Origin of the sequence: Intrasporangium calvum, from assembly GCF_028446585.1 — a bacterium.
Taxonomy (GTDB): Bacteria; Actinomycetota; Actinomycetes; order Actinomycetales; family Dermatophilaceae; genus Intrasporangium; species Intrasporangium calvum_A.
In genome coordinates this window covers 1-15,519 of the sequence record NZ_JAPFQL010000033.1, presented here as the reverse complement: position 1 = coordinate 15,519, position 15,519 = coordinate 1, and the positions used below count along the sequence as shown (strand labels likewise).

At 71.8% G+C, this 15,519-nt stretch carries 14 protein-coding genes; 11 read left to right on the top strand and 3 right to left on the bottom strand.

Annotated elements, in window-relative coordinates:
* Positions 1-2 precede the first annotated feature (2 nt).
* Together pssA and OO014_RS09025 are read right to left on the bottom strand one after the other, a co-directional pair.
* On the bottom strand, positions 3-989 hold the full coding sequence (gene pssA / locus OO014_RS09030) for a CDP-diacylglycerol--serine O-phosphatidyltransferase (protein WP_272461974.1): 987 nt from the start codon (positions 987-989) through the stop codon (positions 3-5).
* Entirely contained in the window at positions 986-1,636 is a 651-nt protein-coding gene (locus OO014_RS09025) for a phosphatidylserine decarboxylase (protein WP_272461973.1), read from the bottom strand. Before OO014_RS09025 ends, pssA begins: the two co-directional genes overlap by 4 nt.
* Before the next feature lie 64 nt (positions 1,637-1,700).
* On the opposite strand from OO014_RS09025, the gene OO014_RS09020 reads away from it, so the two are divergent.
* The 5 genes from OO014_RS09020 to OO014_RS09000 all read left to right on the top strand — a co-directional run bounded on the left by OO014_RS09020 (position 1,701) and on the right by OO014_RS09000 (position 5,925).
* A complete protein-coding gene (locus OO014_RS09020; protein WP_272461972.1) occupies positions 1,701-2,441 on the top strand; it encodes an ABC transporter ATP-binding protein in 741 nt (246 codons plus the stop codon).
* Entirely contained in the window at positions 2,438-3,232 is a 795-nt protein-coding gene (locus OO014_RS09015; protein ID WP_272461971.1) for an ABC transporter permease, read from the top strand. The genes OO014_RS09020 and OO014_RS09015 overlap by 4 nt, the downstream gene beginning before the upstream one ends.
* A gap of 51 nt (positions 3,233-3,283) precedes the next feature.
* A complete protein-coding gene (locus OO014_RS09010) occupies positions 3,284-3,766 on the top strand; it encodes a DUF2231 domain-containing protein (protein WP_272461970.1) in 483 nt (160 codons plus the stop codon).
* Between the two features lie 147 nt (positions 3,767-3,913).
* Complete coding sequence (locus OO014_RS09005; protein WP_272461969.1) at positions 3,914-4,840, top strand: COX15/CtaA family protein; 927 nt, start codon at positions 3,914-3,916, stop codon at positions 4,838-4,840.
* Positions 4,841-4,878: 38 nt separating this feature from the next.
* The gene (locus OO014_RS09000) at positions 4,879-5,925 is read left to right on the top strand and encodes an NUDIX hydrolase (protein ID WP_272461968.1); all 1,047 of its coding nucleotides are present in this window, start codon (positions 4,879-4,881) and stop codon (positions 5,923-5,925) included.
* A 75-nt stretch (positions 5,926-6,000) separates the two neighbouring features.
* On the opposite strand, the gene OO014_RS08995 is transcribed toward OO014_RS09000, so the two are convergent.
* On the bottom strand, positions 6,001-6,963 hold the full coding sequence (locus tag OO014_RS08995; protein ID WP_272461967.1) for a heme o synthase: 963 nt from the start codon (positions 6,961-6,963) through the stop codon (positions 6,001-6,003).
* 258 nt (positions 6,964-7,221) lie between these two features.
* Between OO014_RS08995 and tkt the strand changes: the two genes are divergently transcribed.
* The 6 genes from tkt to pgl all read left to right on the top strand — a co-directional run.
* The gene (tkt, locus tag OO014_RS08990) at positions 7,222-9,573 is read left to right on the top strand and encodes a transketolase (protein WP_272461966.1); all 2,352 of its coding nucleotides are present in this window, start codon (positions 7,222-7,224) and stop codon (positions 9,571-9,573) included.
* A 5-nt stretch (positions 9,574-9,578) separates the two neighbouring features.
* Complete coding sequence (gene tal / locus OO014_RS08985; protein WP_272461965.1) at positions 9,579-10,691, top strand: transaldolase; 1,113 nt, start codon at positions 9,579-9,581, stop codon at positions 10,689-10,691.
* Positions 10,688-12,334: a glucose-6-phosphate isomerase gene (locus OO014_RS08980; RefSeq protein ID WP_272461964.1), complete on the top strand. Its 1,647-nt coding sequence runs from the start codon at positions 10,688-10,690 to the stop codon at positions 12,332-12,334. Before tal ends, OO014_RS08980 begins: the two co-directional genes overlap by 4 nt.
* A complete protein-coding gene (gene zwf, locus OO014_RS08975) occupies positions 12,331-13,872 on the top strand; it encodes a glucose-6-phosphate dehydrogenase (protein WP_272461963.1) in 1,542 nt (513 codons plus the stop codon). Before OO014_RS08980 ends, zwf begins: the two co-directional genes overlap by 4 nt.
* The gene (opcA, locus tag OO014_RS08970) at positions 13,869-15,041 is read left to right on the top strand and encodes a glucose-6-phosphate dehydrogenase assembly protein OpcA (RefSeq protein ID WP_272461962.1); all 1,173 of its coding nucleotides are present in this window, start codon (positions 13,869-13,871) and stop codon (positions 15,039-15,041) included. Before zwf ends, opcA begins: the two co-directional genes overlap by 4 nt.
* A partial coding sequence (gene pgl, locus OO014_RS08965; RefSeq protein ID WP_272461961.1) for a 6-phosphogluconolactonase occupies positions 15,038-15,519 on the top strand: 482 nt, incomplete at its 3' end. The genes opcA and pgl, both read left to right, overlap by 4 nt.

Sequence of the window (15,519 nt, the reverse complement as noted above, 5' to 3'; positions counted from 1 at the left end):
CCTCAGGATGCGCGGGGACCCTCCCCCGGCTCGTCCCCGCCGTCGTCGCTGGACGACGGCTCGCAGGGCAGGTCGGGGTCCGCGTCGAGCGCCGCTTCGCCGTCGATCACCGGGTCGGGCTGCACCGGCATGATCACGGACGGCATCCGTACTCGGGGGGGCGCCACGCTGTCGGCGCCGAACCACCGACGTCGCAGGGGTGCGGTCACCCAGCCGAGCGGGGACGTGAGCACGTAGCCGTAGGCGATGGCCACGCCGGTCGTCCGGGGCACGAGGACGAGCCCGACGACGACCACAGCCAGCAGCCCGAGCGTCAGGGGCGGGTTCTTCGTCGACAGCAGCCCACGGAAGGAACGGAACCGGTAGGACGTCGCCATGAGCGCCGCGGGCAGGACGCCGGCGGCGATGGGGAGCAGCGGACCCTGAAGCGGCTGGTCAACGGCGAAGACGGTCGCGATCACGACACCGGCCGCACCGGGGCTGGGCAGGCCGATGAAGTAGCGCTTGTCGGCCATCGGGTCGATCGTCACGTTGAACCGGGCGAGGCGGTAGGCGGCGCAGGCGAGCCAGAACATGGCGCCGGCCCAGGCCCACTGAGGGTAGGACGGCAGCGCCCACGTGTAGACCAGCACGGCCGGCGCGATCCCGAAGGAGACAAGATCGGCGAGCGAGTCGAACTGCAGCCCGAACGGGGTGATCGCCCCGACCGCCCGAGCCACGGCGCCGTCGAGGATGTCGAGGACGATCGAGACGGCGATCAGCACGGCCGCCACCCCGAACCGGTCCTGGAACGCCATGAGGACGGCCGAGAAGCCGCAGACCATGTTGCCGAGCGTGAAGAGGCTCGGCAGCATCACCTTGGCGCGGACCTTCGGGTTGACCCGGTTGAGCGGGACGACCCTCGCTCCGGTCTGCGAGACGAGACGCCAGCCCCGGACGACTCGCTGCCGAGCGCGGCGGGCGCGGGGCCGGGTGGGTTCCTCGCTCACTGGAAGCGCCCCAGGACGGTCTCGCCGGCGACGGCGCGCTGGCCCTTGCTCACCTCGAGCGCCACGTCCGCCGGGAGGAAGACGTCCATCCGTGAGCCGAACTTCATCAGGCCCATCCGCTCACCGGTGCCCACCTCGTCGCCTGCCTTGATGCGCGTGACGATGCGGCGGGCGAGCTGCCCGACGAGCTGCCGGTAGACGACCCGGCGGGTCTGGCCGTCCACGACCCGCTCGACCACGATCTCGCTGCGCTCGTTCTTCGTCGCGCTGGCGGCGCGGTAGGCGGCGAGGAACCGCCCTGGAACGTGCGTCACGCTGAGCACCCGGCCGCCGTACGGGGACCGGTTGATGTGGACGTCGAGCAACGACAGGAAGATGCTGACCTGCTGCCACTCCCCCTCCGGTGCCACACCCTCCTGAGCGGGCCCGGCGTGGACGATCATCCCGTCGGCCGGGGCCAGCACGACGTCCGGGTCCGCGACCGGGGTGCGGTCCGGCGTCCGGTCGGGGTCCCGGAAGAAGAGCGTGACGCCCGCCGTGAGCAGGCCGAGGGCGAGGGTCGCACGCGGCCGGCGGGCGGCGGCGGCCAGGACGGTGGGCACGGCCGCCATCGCGGTGAACGGTTTGGCGGCGGGGTCGATCTTCACGGGGGCTGCTCCGGACGGTGGGGGAATCGTTGCGTGACGGGACCCGAGCCTAGACTCATCGACCATGACAGATGCCGGGCACGACGGGTCAACACCAGATTTCGCGGTGACCCTGACGGCGCTGCACCGCAGCTACGGCCCCGTCCACGCGCTCGACGGGCTGTCGTGGCACGCCGCGACGGGACGCATCACGGCCGTTCTCGGCCCCAACGGAGCCGGCAAGACGACAGCGATCGAGTGCGCCGTCGGACTCGGCCGACCCGACCGGGGCGAGGTCCGGGTGCTCGGGGTTGACCCGGCCGTCGCCGACGCCGACCATCGCGCCCGAGTGGGCGTCATGCTGCAGACCGGTGGTCTGCCGGGCGGGAGCAAGCCACTCCGGCTGCTCGACCACCTGAGCCGCCTCTATGCCGCACCTGCCGACGTCGCGGCGACCGCTCGCCGGCTGGGGGTCTCGGACTTCGCCGGCACGACGATCCGCCGTCTCTCGGGCGGGCAGAAGCAGCGGTTGGCGCTCGCGGCCGCGCTGCTCGGGCGGCCCGAGGTCCTCTTCCTCGACGAGCCCGCCGCGGGCCTCGACCCCCACGGCCGGCTGGAGGTGTGGGACATCATCCGGGGCCTGCGGGACGAGGGCACGACCGTCGTGGTGACGACGCACTCCTTCGAGGAGGCGGAGCGGCTCGCCGACCACCTCGTCATCATGAACGCGGGACGAACCGTGGCCGAGGGCACTCTGGAGTCCGTGACCGCAGGACGGCCGCTCGAGGAGATCTACTTCGGGCTGACCACGAGAGGCCGGGCATGACCGCGCACGACATCCGACCGGCCACGCCCGGTTCCCCCTCTGGTCCCCTCCGGGCCGCGCCGGCCTCCCAGCGGGTGCTCGCCCAGGCGCGCTTCGAGGTCGGCACGCTGCTGCGCAACGGTGAGCAGCTGCTCGTCTCGCTGGTCATCCCGGCCATGGTCCTCGTCGGGTTGCGCGCCACGAGCAGCCCCTCGCTGGGCTCGGGCGAGCGGATCGACCTCGCAGTGCCGGGCGTGCTGGCACTCTCGGTCATCTCGTCCGCCTTCACGTCCCAGGCCATCGCCACCGGCTTCGACCGCCGCTACGGCGTCCTGCGCTATCTCGGGGTGACACCGCTGGGACGCTCCGGGCTGATCTCCGCCAAGGTGCTCGCCACCCTCACGGTGCTCGCCATCCAGGTCGTCGTGCTCGGCGCGCTCGGCCTCGCCCTCGGTTGGCGGCCATCACTCGTCGGCGTGCTGCCGGCCCTCGTGTTCGTCGTGGTGGGCACGTGGGCCTTCGTCGCCCTGGCCCTCCTCGTCGGGGGAACCCTGCGTGCCGAGGCCGTCCTGGCCCTGGCCAACCTCCTCTGGGTCCTCTTCCTCACGGTCGGCGGTGTCGTCGTGCCTCGCACGCAGCTGCCGGACGTCCTGGCCGGACCTGCTGCGTTCCTCCCCTCCGCGGCGCTCGGCGACGGCCTGCGGGCCGCGTTCGTCGACGGCGCCCTGAACGGCCCGGCGTTCCTCGTCGTCCTCGGGTGGGCAGGCGCAGCGAGCCTCCTCGCGGCGCGGCTCTTCACCTTCGACGACTGACGGCACGAGACTGCGACTCGTCGCGCGGCGACCAGCTGACCTGGAGGGACAGTGTTCGACTTCATCCTCGGCCTTCCGATGCACGCGCTCGTCATCCACGGCCTCGTCGTCCTCGTGCCGCTCCTCGCCGTCCTCGCCACGCTCTTCGCCGTCCTGCCGAGGTGGCGCGATCCGCTGCGCTGGCCCGCCGCTGTGGGCGCCGTGGTTTCCGGTGCGCTGGCGTGGGTCGGCGCGGCCAGCGGTGAGGCCCTGCTCGTCCGGGTGTCCCAGGTCCGGGCCGCCACGACCGACTTCGACCTCGTCCAGACCCACGTCGACGCCGGCTACCGGGTCCGCCTGGCGGCCACGGTCTTCATGGTGGTCGTCCTCGCCGCCACCTGGCTCCTCCGGCCCGCGTCCGACCAGGACAGCACCACTCGTCCGCTCCAGACCCTCGTCGTCATCCTGGTGGTCCTGTCCAGCCTGGTCCTCGTGGTGACCATCGTGCTCGCCGGGCACGCCGGCAGCGCGGCCGTGTGGTCCGACGTCGGCTGAACGACACCGCACGCCCGCGTGGCCACTCGCGTCTGTGGGGCGGGCCCAGCGGCCACGAGCGGTGCGCCTCTGGTCCGCGGTCTGGTCGAGGCGGTCTCCCGCAGGGCGGTGCGTCGTGGGACCCCGGGCGGGCATACGCTCTCAGTCGTGTCAACGCCTACGTCCGCGCCGCCGCAACCGGCCTCGACCTCGATCCTGGGTCGCTGGGTGCGTCCCATCCTCGTCGCCAACCTCGTCGCCGAGGTCGGCATCGTCGTCACCGGCGGGGTCGTCCGGCTCACCGGGAGCGGCCTCGGCTGCTCGACCTGGCCCGAGTGCCAGCCCGGCTCGTTCACGCCCGTCCGCACCCCCGAGAGCCAGTACCACGACCTCATCGAGTTCGGGAACCGCACCCTGACCGGCGTGTTGGCCGTCCTCGCAGTCCTCTCCGTGTGGGCCGTCGTGTCGACCTGGCCGGACCGCCGTCGGATGCACTTCGTCGCCTACGGCGTCGCCATCGGAGTCGTCGCGCAGGCCGTGGTCGGCGGGATCACGGTGCGCACCGGGCTCAACCCGTGGACCGTGATGTTCCACTTCCTCATGTCGATGGTCCTCATCAGCCTGTCCACCGCGCTCGTGCGCGGCGCACACGACGGCGAGTCCGGTCCCGGGGAGCTCACCGTCCACCCCCTGACCCACCGTCTCGCGTGGGCCACCGCGGCCGTCGGCGTCGTCGTCCTCCTCCTCGGTGTCGTCGTGACCGGCTCCGGTCCCCACTCGGGCGATGCGGACACGCCGGCCCGCACCGGCTTCGACCCCCGCTTCGTGTCGTGGATGCATGCAGATGCAGTGATGCTCTTCGTCGGGCTGGTGATCGCCACGATCGTCGCGGTGCGGCTCACCGCGACCGAGGCCCGGACGAAGCGGGCCTGGGACCTTGTCCTCTACGTCACGGTCCTGCAGGGCTTCATCGGCTACGTGCAGTACTTCACCGGCCTGCCCGAGCTGCTCGTGCTGCTCCACATGCTCGGTGCCAGCCTGCTCGTCGTCGTGCTGACGAACGGGCTGCTCGAGACCCGCCGACTCCCGGTCTAGCCGGGCCACCAGCCCCCTCCCCCGGCTACGTTGGCCCCGTGGACCACCCACAACCGACCCTGCGCGACGGCGACCTCGTGCTGCGCCCCTGGGACCCCGCGGACGCAGCGGAGTCGGTAGGGCTGCAGGACCCCGAGCTGAGCCGGTGGCCCGACCTGCCGGCGCCGGGCGCCACCGTCCAGGAGCACTCGGCCTGGGTGCGTGAGAAGCACGCCGAGTGGGCTGACTCCCGGTCCACCGCGACCTTCCTCGTGGAGTGGCAGGGCCAGGTTGCCGGATCCGTCGAGGTGCGCCGGGTGCGTGAGGGAGTGGGCTCGCTGTCCTGGCTCGTCTACGCCCCCTACCGCCGCCGAGGCATCGCCAGCCGCGCCGTGCGGCTGCTCGTGGAGTTCGCCTTCGGCGACCTCGGCCTCGGCCGCGTCGAGGCCCGCGTCAACCCGCTCAACCGCCCGGCCCTCGGCGTCGCACTGCGCGCCGGTCTGCGTCGCGAGGGACTCCTCCGCTCCGACGTGCAGGTCGGGGATGAGACGCACGACACCGTGCTGTTGGGACGGCTCACGGACGACCCCGCCCCCGGCAGCCGCGAGGGCTTCACCGCCATGCTCGACTCGGCCCTGCCGGTCAAGCGGGCCATCGCCCAGGGCGTCCTGCGCAACGAGACCGGCGACGTCCTGCTCTGCGAGCTGGCCTACAAGTCCGAGTGGGACCTCCCCGGTGGCGTCGTCGACCCGGGCGAGTCACCCGCCACCTGTGTCGTCCGCGAGGTGCAGGAGGAGCTCGGCCTCGTCGTCACGCCGCAGCGGCTCCTGGCCGTGAACTGGATGCCACCATGGCTCGGCTGGCGCGACGCGGTCCTGCTCGTCTTCGACCTCGGAACCGTCAGGTCCGACATCGTCGACGAGCTCGTCCTCGAGGACCGGGAGATCCGTGCCGTGCACTGGGCGCCCGAGTCGGTCTGGACGGCGAAGGTTGCGCCCTACACGGTCCGCATGCTCCGGTCGCTCGCCAGCCGGAGCGACGAGGCCGGCGCGATCCCCTACCTCGAGGACGGACTGCCGAGGCTCGAGGGCCACGGCGAGACGTGACTGCCACGCCCGTGCGGGACCGAGCCCAGCGGCATACGTCCGCTGTCGACCGAGTGGCTCAGTCGACCGGGTGGCTCAGGAGAGCCCGGGCAGGGCCAGGTGCCAGATGGGGTCGAGTGCCACCCCGACGAAGAGGATCGTCAAGTAGGTGATCGAGAAGTGGAAGAGCCGCATCGGGCGGAGCTTGGACTCGGGAGCGCCGGCGCGGGCCGAGGAGAGCAGCCGGTGGGCCTCCGCCAGGAAGAGCACCCCGGCGCCGACCGCCGTCAGCGTGTAGATCCAGCCCATCGCCCCGACCGGGACCAGCGCGAGGGACGTGAGGACCATCGCCCACGCGTAGAGGACGATCTGCCGCGCGACGACCACCATCTCCTCCAGGACCGGCAGCATCGGGACATCCGCCTTGGCGTAGTCCTGCTTGAAGCGCATCGACAGCGGCCAGTAGTGCGGAGGCGTCCAGAAGAAGATCACCATGAAGAGGATGAAGGCCGACCAGCTGATCGAGTTGGTCACGGCCGACCAGCCGATCAGGACCGGCATGCAGCCGGCCGCGCCGCCCCAGACGATGTTCTGTGCCGTGCGTCGCTTGAGCAGCAGCGTGTAGCCGAAGACGTAGAACAGCAGGGCGGCGAGCGACAGCCAGGCGCTCAGCCAGTTGACGAGCAGGCCCAGCCACAGCGTGGAGACGACGGTGAGGACGGCCCCGAAGACGAGCGCGCCGCGCGGGCTGATCGTGCCGGTGACCAGCGGCCGCTTGCTCGTGCGGTGCATCACCGCGTCGATGTCGCGGTCGATGTAGCAGTTGAGTGTGTTGGCCGCTCCGGCCGACAGCGTGCCGCCGACGAGGGTCGCCAGAACGAGCAGGAGGTTGGGAACACCTCCTGCGGCGAGGAACATGACGGGGATCGTGGTGATGAGCAGCAGCTCGATGATCCGCGGCTTCATCAGTGAGACGTACTGGCCGACCAGGAACCGCAGGCCGCTGCCGTCCGGGCCCGAGAGCGCCGACAGCTCGGCGCGGGCGTCCACCGTAGTCATGCAGTCCTTGTCTTCCGTCGCTGATCCGTCGCGCCCGACAGTCCGGTGCTCCGGTGACAGGCAAGTCTGGCCCGAAGTCTAGCCCGTACTTTGGCGGATAACGGCGAGAGGTCCTGCCGGTGGGGAAGGACCGTGGGTATGGGAGCCCCGAGCAGTCCCCGGCAACTCCCTGCACGTCGTGCCCCGCCTCACAGCCCACGCACTAGGCTCGTCCCCGTACGTGCCGCCCCGCACCCGGCCCAGAAGGAGACCGCCCCCGTGCCTACCCCGACCAGTGCAACCGCCACTGCACCTGCCACGGAGAGCAAGCCCAGTCGATCGAGGTCGGCGACCAAGGACCCCTTGGCCGGACGGGACCCGCGCCTCCCCCGGCCGGTCTGTGAGGGGGCCGGCTGGTCCGACCTCGACGTGCGAGCCGTCGACAGCGCGCGGCTGCTCGCGGCCGACGCGGTGCAGAAGGTGGGCAACGGCCACCCCGGGACGGCCATGTCACTGGCCCCGCTCGCGTACCTGCTCTACCAGAACGTCATGCGCCACGACCCGGCCGACCCGGCCTGGCTCGGTCGCGACCGGTTCGTGCTGTCAGCGGGGCACTCGAGCCTGACTCAGTACGTCCAGCTCTACCTCAGCGGCTACGGCCTCGAGCTCGACGACCTCAAGGCGCTGCGCACGTGGGGCTCGAAGACGCCCGGTCACCCCGAGGTCCACCACACGGCCGGGGTGGAGATCACGACCGGACCGCTCGGCTCAGGTCTGGCCTCCGCCGTCGGGATGGCGATGGCCCAGCGCCGCCAGCGCGGCCTCTTCGACCCCGATGCCGACCCGGGGACCAGCCCGTTCGACCACCACGTCTACGTCATCGCGTCCGACGGGGACCTGCAGGAGGGTGTGACGCACGAGGCCTGCGCGCTCGCCGGCCACCAGGAGCTCGGCAACCTCACCGTCGTCTACGACGCCAACCAGATCTCGATCGAGGACGACACCGACATCGCCTTCAGCGAGGACGTCGCCAAGCGCTACGAGGCCTACGGCTGGCACGTCGTCACCGTCGACTGGCGGGGCGACGGCGACGGCGACCGCTACGTCGAGGACGTCGACGCGCTCCTCGCCGCCATCCGCTCCGGCGACGCCGAGCCGAACCGGCCGACGCTCGTCATCCTGCGCACGATCATCGCCTGGCCCGCCCCGACCAAGCAGGACACGGGCAAGTCCCACGGGTCCGCGCTCGGCGCCGAGGAGGTCGCCGCGACGAAGGAGCTGCTCGGCTTCGACCCCGAGAAGTCGTTCGTCGTGGAGCCCGCCGTCCTCAAGCGGGCCCGCGAGGTCGTCAAGCGCGGCAAGGCCGCCCACCGGGAGTGGGACAAGTCCTACAAGGCGTGGCGCAAGGCGAACCCCGACCGCGCTGCCCTGCTCGACCGGGTCGTGGCCGGGAAGGCACCCGAGGGACTGACCAAGGCGCTGCCCACGTTCCCTGCCGACGCCAAGGGCGTGGCGACCCGGGCCGCCTCGGGCAAGGTGCTGACCGCCCTCGCCTCCGTCATGCCCGAGTTGTGGGGCGGCTCGGCCGACCTCGCCGAGTCCAACAACACGACGATGGAGGGCGAGCCGTCCTTCATCCCCACCTCCAGGCAGACCGACGCGTGGCAGGGCCACCCCTACGGGCGGACTCTCCACTTCGGCATCCGCGAGCACGGGATGGGGATGATCCTCAACGGCATCGCTCTCGAGGGCCTGACCCGGCCCTACGGTGGCACGTTCCTCGTCTTCTCCGACTACATGCGTCCCGCGGTCCGGCTCGCCGCCCTTCAGCAGCTGCCGGTCACCTACGTGTGGACGCACGACTCGATCGGCCTCGGCGAGGACGGCCCGACCCACCAGCCGGTCGAGCACCTCGCCGCGCTGCGCGCCATCCCCGGGCTCGACGTCGTGCGACCCGCCGACGCCAACGAGACCGCGGCCGCGTGGGCCCACATCCTCACCAACGCGACCGGGCCGACGGCCCTCGCCCTGACCCGCCAGGCCGTCCCCACGTGGGACCGGCGGATCCACGGCAAGGCGAGCGGCACGGCCAAGGGTGCCTACGTCCTCGTCGAGGAGTCCCGCCCCGGCGACCCCGACGTCGTCCTCGTCGCGACCGGATCGGAGGTGCAGCTCGCCGTGGAGGCCGCGGAGCGCCTCGAGAAGGCCCGGATCGCCACCCGCGTGGTGTCGATGCCCTGCCGTGAGTGGTTCGAGAAGCAGTCGAAGAGCTACCAGAACAAGGTGCTCCCCCCGTCCGTGCGAGCTCGCGTCAGCGTCGAGGCCGGTGTCTCGATGGGCTGGCACGACATCGTCGGCGACGCCGGTCGCACCATCAGCCTCGAGCACTTCGGCGCCTCGGCCGACTACCAGACCGTCTTCCGGGAGTTCGGCATCACCTCCGACGCCGTCGTCAAGGCCGCCAAGGAGTCGATCAAGGCCGCCCGCGAGGCGGTCCACGCGCCCGGCATCACCGAGACCAACCCGCGCAAGCGCTCGGGGAGCGGCGACACCGACGTGTCGAGCAAGACCCCCCGGGCCGCCGCCAAGAAGTCCGCGACCGCGCACACCTCGAACTCGAAGAGGAAGTGACCACCATGACGAACCCCAACACCAAGGCCCTGTCCGACGCCGGTGTCTCCATCTGGCTGGACGACCTGTCCCGGGAGCTGCTCGAGACCGGGAAGATCGCGGAGCTCATGGAGGAGCGCAACGTGGTCGGCCTGACCTCCAACCCGTCGATCTTCCAGGCCGCCCTGTCCAAGGGCGACCGCTACAACGAGGACCTCGGCGCGCTGACGGCCGCAGGCAAGAACGTCGACGAGGTCGTCCACGAGCTGACGACCGCGGACGTGCGGGAGGCCTGCGACCTCTTCCGCCCCCTCTACGACCGGACGGGCGGGGTCGACGGACGCGCCTCGATCGAGGTGGACCCCCGCCTCGCCCACGACACCGAGGCGACGATCGCCCAGGCCAAGCAGATGTACGCCGACGTCGACCGGCCCAACGTCCTCATCAAGATCCCGGCGACCAAGGCGGGGCTGCCGGCGATCACGGCCGTGATCGCCGAGGGCATCAGCGTCAACGTCACCCTGATCTTCTCGCTCGACCGCTACCGCGCGGTGATGAACGCCTACCTCGAGGGCCTCGAGAAGGCCCACGCTGCCGGCACGGACCTCTCGACCATCCACTCCGTGGCCTCGTTCTTCGTCTCCCGCGTGGACACCGAGATCGACAGGCGGCTCGACGAGATCGGGACGGACGAGGCGAAGGCTCTGCGTGGCCAGGCCGGCGTCGCCAACGCCCGGCTGGCCTACCAGGCCTTCGAGGAGGTCTTCAGCACACCGAGGTGGCGCAGCCTGGCCGACGAGGGGGCCAACCCCCAGCGCCCGCTGTGGGCCTCGACCGGGGTCAAGGACCCCGCCTACTCGGACACCCTCTACGTCACCGAGCTCGTGGCCCCAGGAGTGGTCAACACCATGCCGGGCAAGACCCTCGAGGCGACCGCCGACCACGGCGAGGTCCGCGGCGACACGATCACCGGCTCCTACGCCGAGGCCGCAGCCGTCCTCGACGCCTTGGCGGCCCAGGGCGTGTCCTACACCGAGGTGGTGGCCCTGCTCGAGGACGAAGGCGTCGACAAGTTCGAGAAGTCCTGGGGCGAGCTGCTCGACGGCGTCGCCGCGGAGATGGAGAAGGTGCGGGCATGAGCTCCCTCTCCGTGAGCGCCTCAGGGGCGGCCGCGGACGCCATCGAGCAGCACGTGCCCGACCTCGTGCGCGACGCGGTGGCCAGTCGTCTCTTCGCCCAGGACGCCGGACTCTGGGGTCCGGAGGCCGAGCCAGAGGCGGGCGAGCGGCTCTCCTGGGTCGGCCTGGCCCGGTCGTCCCGACCGCTCGTCGGTGAGATCGCCGCGCTGCGGGACGCGTTGGCGCAGCAGGGCCTCGATCACGTGGTCCTCTGCGGCATGGGCGGGTCGTCGCTCGCTCCCGAGGTCATCTGCGCCACTGCCGGCCGTCCCCTCGTCGTGCTCGACTCCTCCGACCCCGACTACGTGCGCCGCGCGATCTCCGACGACCTCGAGCACACCGTGGTCGTCGTCTCGAGCAAGTCGGGCTCCACGGTCGAGACGGACTCCCAGCGCCGCGCCTACGAGCAGGCCTTCACGGACGCCGGCATCGACCCCGCCGAGCGCATCGTCGTCGTGACCGACCCGGGCAGCCCCCTGGACCAGGAGGCGCGGGCCAAGGGCTACCGCGTCGTCAACGCCGACCCCGACGTGGGCGGGCGCTACTCGGCGCTCACCGCCTTCGGGCTCGTGCCGAGCGGGCTCGCCGGCGTCGACGTCGCCGCCCTGCTCGACGAGGCAGAGTCGGTCGCCGACCTGCTCGCCGCGGACGACGACGCCAACCCGGCGCTTCGACTCGGCGCCGCAATGGGCGGCACCACCCCGCTGCGCGACAAGCTCGTCCTCGTCGAGGACGGGTCGGGCATCCACGGTTTCGCCGACTGGGCGGAGCAGCTCATCGCGGAGTCGACCGGCAAGGACGGCACGGGCGTGCTGCCCGTCGTGGTCGAGTCGGACGACGCCCCCGAGCTGGCCTGGGCGGCACCGGACGTGCTCGTGGCCCGACTCGTGGCCACCGACGACGACACCCGACCCGAGGGCGACGCGGTCCGCATCGGCGGGACGCTGGGCGCCCAGCTCCTCCTGTGGGAGGCGGCCACCGCCGTGGCCGGCCGGCTGCTCGGCATCAACCCCTTCGACCAGCCCGACGTCGAGTCGGCCAAGCAGGCAGCCCGAGGGCTCCTCGAGCAGGGGGCCCGGGAAGCCAGCCCGGCGGCATACGTCGACGGAGCCGTGGAGGTCCGCTCTCTCGGCGGGGACTGGCTCCCCACGGGCTCAGGTTCGTCGGCGCCGGCGGCGCGCACCGTCTCGGACGCCGTGGAGGCACTGCTCGGCCAGGTCGGCGAGCGGGGTTACGTCGCGGTGATGGCCTACCTCGACCGGCTCGGCGACGCCGAGCTGGCCGACTGCCGCAGCGCGCTGGCGGCCCGGACGCAGCGCCCCACGACCTTCGGCTGGGGGCCGCGGTTCCTCCACTCCACCGGCCAGTTCCACAAGGGGGGCCCGGCCGTCGGCGTCTACGTCCAGATCACCTCGGCCCCACGCGAGGACCTCGCGGTCCCCGGTCGCGACTTCACGTTCGGCCAGTTCATCGCCGCCCAGGCGGGTGGGGACGCGCAGGTCCTCGCGGACCATGGTCGCCCGGTGCTCCAGCTGCACCTGACCGACCACGACGCCGGTCTGGCGCAGGTGCTGGCAGCGCTGCGCTCGGGTGACCACGGATGAGCCCAGCGCGAGTCGCGCCGGGCGTCAACCCGCTTCGCGATCCCGAGGACAAACGACTCCCCCGGATCGCTGGCCCGTGCGGGCTGGTGCTCTTCGGGGTCACCGGAGACCTGGCCCGCAAGAAGCTCATGCCGGCCGTCTACGACCTGGCCAACCGTGGCCTGCTCCCACCCGGCTTCTCGCTCGTGGGCTTCGCCCGGCGCGACTGGGCTACCCAGGACTTCGGCAAGGTCGTCCACGACGCGGTCCGGCAGTACGCCCGCACGCCGTTCAGCGACGACGTGTGGCGCAACCTGTCCGAGGGGTTCCGGTTCGTCCCCGGGACCTTCGACGACCCGGCCGCCTTCGACCTGCTCACCCAGACGGTCCACGAGCTCGACGCCGAGCGCGGCACCGGGGGCAACCACGCCTTCTACCTGTCGGTGCCGCCGGCGTTCTTCGCGCCGGTGTGCGAGCAGCTCGAGCGCTGCGGCCTGACCACCTCCACCGGTGACTCCTGGCGCCGCGTCGTCATCGAGAAGCCCTTCGGCCACGACCTGCGGTCCGCCCAGGAGCTCAACCGGATCGTCGAGAAGGTCTTCCCGCCGGACAGCGTCTTCCGGATCGACCACTACCTCGGCAAGGAGACGGTCCAGAACCTGCTCGCGCTGCGCTTCGCCAACCAGCTGTTCGAGCCGGTCTGGAACTCCCACTACGTCGACCACGTGCAGATCACGATGGCCGAGGACATCGGCATCGCGGGACGGGCCGGCTACTACGACGGGATCGGCGCGGCCCGCGACGTCATCCAGAACCACCTCCTCCAGCTGCTCGCACTGACGGCGATGGAGGAGCCCGTGTCCTTCGATGCGACCGACCTGCGTGCCGAGAAGGAGAAGGTTCTCTCCGCGGTGCGGCTGCCCGACGACCTCGACGCCCACGCCGCACGAGGCCAGTACGCCGCCGGCTGGCAGGGTGCCACAGAGGTCCCCGGCTATCTCGAGGAGGATGGCGTCGACACGAACTCCAAGACGGAGACGTTCGCTGCCGTCACCCTGGAGGTGGACACGCGACGCTGGGCCGGCGTGCCCTTCTACCTGCGCGCCGGCAAGCGCCTCGGCAAGCGGGTCACCGAGATCGCCGTCGTCTTCAAGCGGGCGCCCCACCTGCCGTTCGCGCACACCGCGACGGAGGAGCTGGGCCAGAACGCCATCGTGATCCGCGTCCAGCCGGACGAGGGCGTCACGATCCGCTTCGGCTCGAAGGTCCCCGGGGCCCAGATGGACATCCGGGACGTGACGATGGACTTCGGCTACGGCTCGTCCTTCACGGAGGCTTCGCCCGAGGCCTATGAGCGCCTCATCCTCGACGTGCTGCTCGGGGACCCGCCCCTCTTCCCGCGCCACGAGGAGGTCGAGCTGTCCTGGCGGATCCTCGACCCCCTGATCAAGCACTGGGCGCGGAGCGGCAAGCCGGAGCAGTACCCTGCCGGGACCTGGGGCCCGGCATCCGCCCACGCCATGCTCGCCCGAGACGGCCGGACCTGGAGGATGCCGTGATCAGGGACCTGACCGACACGACGACGAAGGAAATCAGCAAGACCCTGGTGCGCACCCGCAACGAGGTCGGCGCCATGGCGCTCGGCCGGGTGCTCACGCTCGTCATCGTCGTGGACGACATCGATGCCTCCGAGGCGATCGACGTGGCCAACCACGCCAGCCGCCAGCACCCTTGTCGCATCATCGTCGTCATCGCCGGGGACCGGCGCGGGCGCCAGCGGCTCGACGCGCAGATCCGGCTCGGGGGCGACGCAGGGGCGAGCGAGATCGTCGTGCTGCGCCTCTACGGTCCGCTCGCGAAGCACGGCCCCAGTGTCGTCGTCCCGCTGTTGCTGCCGGACTCCCCCATCGTCGCCTGGTGGCCCGGCGAGGCCCCGAGTGACGTGGCGAGCGACCCGATCGGGGCGATGGCGCAGCGGCGGATCACGGACGCGGCGCAGCACCGCAACTCGCGGCTGATGCTCAAGAAGCGGGCCCAGACCTACCAGCCCGGCGACACGGACCTCTCGTGGACCCGGATCACTCGCTGGCGCGGCCTCCTCGCCGCCGCCCTCGACCAGCCGCCGCACGAGCCGGTGACCAGGGCGGTGGTCTCCGGCGCGCCGGACTCGCCGTCCACGGACCTGCTCGCGGCCTGGCTGGCCTATCGCCTCAAGGTGCCGGTCCAGCGGGTCGCGACGCCGCGCGGCTCCGGCATCAGCGCCGTGCGACTCGAGCGCAAGAGTGGCCCGATCGATCTCGTCCGGCCCGGCGACACGGTCGCGACCCTCTCCCAGCCGGGGCAGCCGGACCGTCGGATCACGTTGCCGCGTCGCGAGGCCCGCGAGATCCTCGCCGACGAGCTGCGCCGTCTCGACCCCGACAACACCTACGAGGACGCGCTGCTGCACGGACTCTCCAAGCTCAAGCCGGTCCGCCAGTCGGCAGCCGCTGCGGCCAAGGCGGGCACGGCGCCCGACCCCGAGCGAGCCCGACGCCTCGCCGACCGGTTGGGGCGCGACGACTCGGCGAAGGAGGCGATGGCGATGATCACGGCGCCGCCTGCGCCGGATCGCTCCAAGACCGAGCAGGTCCACTCGGCCACGGTCCGCAAGCTGGCCGGCAAGAAGACGCCGCGTGAGAAGGAGACCGCGGCGAAGCCCCCCGCGAGAAAGAAGCCGTCGTCATGACCGCGGCGCCACACCCGGCCGTCGTCGTCCACCCGGACAAGCAGTCGCTCGCCGACGCTGCCGCCGCCCGCCTCGTGCCCGCGCTGCTCGACGCGCAGGGACGCTCAGGCGAGGCTCAGGTCGTCCTGACCGGTGGCTCGCTCGGCTCTGAGATCATCCGGTCGTTGACCCGGGTGCCCGGCCGCACGGCGGTCGACTGGAGCCGCGTGCGGGTCTGGTGGGGCGACGAGCGCTTCCTCCCCCGTGGACATGCCGACCGCAACGACACGCAGAACGACGAGGCGGGGCTCAGCACCCTGGGCCTCGACCCGGCCAAGGTGCACCGGGTGCCGGGCCCGGACGAGGTCGCCAGCGCCGAGGCGGGTGCAGCCGCCTACGCCGACACGCTCGCGCAGCACGGGACCGAGCCCTTCGACGTCCTCATCCTCGGGGTCGGACCGGACGGGCACGTCGCCTCACTCTTCCCGCACCACGACGC

Bases quoted from the DNA above. Each gene is read 5' to 3' on its own strand.
- OO014_RS09015 (WP_272461971.1), top strand. From the start codon at position 2,438: ATGACCGCGCACGACATCCGACCGGCCACGCCCGGTTCCCCCTCTGGT.
- OO014_RS08980 (WP_272461964.1), top strand. From the start codon at position 10,688: ATGAGCTCCCTCTCCGTGAGCGCCTCAGGGGCGGCCGCGGACGCCATC.
- OO014_RS08995 (WP_272461967.1), bottom strand. From the start codon at position 6,963: ATGACTACGGTGGACGCCCGCGCCGAGCTGTCGGCGCTCTCGGGCCCG.
- zwf (WP_272461963.1), top strand. From the start codon at position 12,331: ATGAGCCCAGCGCGAGTCGCGCCGGGCGTCAACCCGCTTCGCGATCCC.
- OO014_RS09020 (WP_272461972.1), top strand. From the start codon at position 1,701: ATGACAGATGCCGGGCACGACGGGTCAACACCAGATTTCGCGGTGACC.
- tal (WP_272461965.1), top strand. From the start codon at position 9,579: ATGACGAACCCCAACACCAAGGCCCTGTCCGACGCCGGTGTCTCCATC.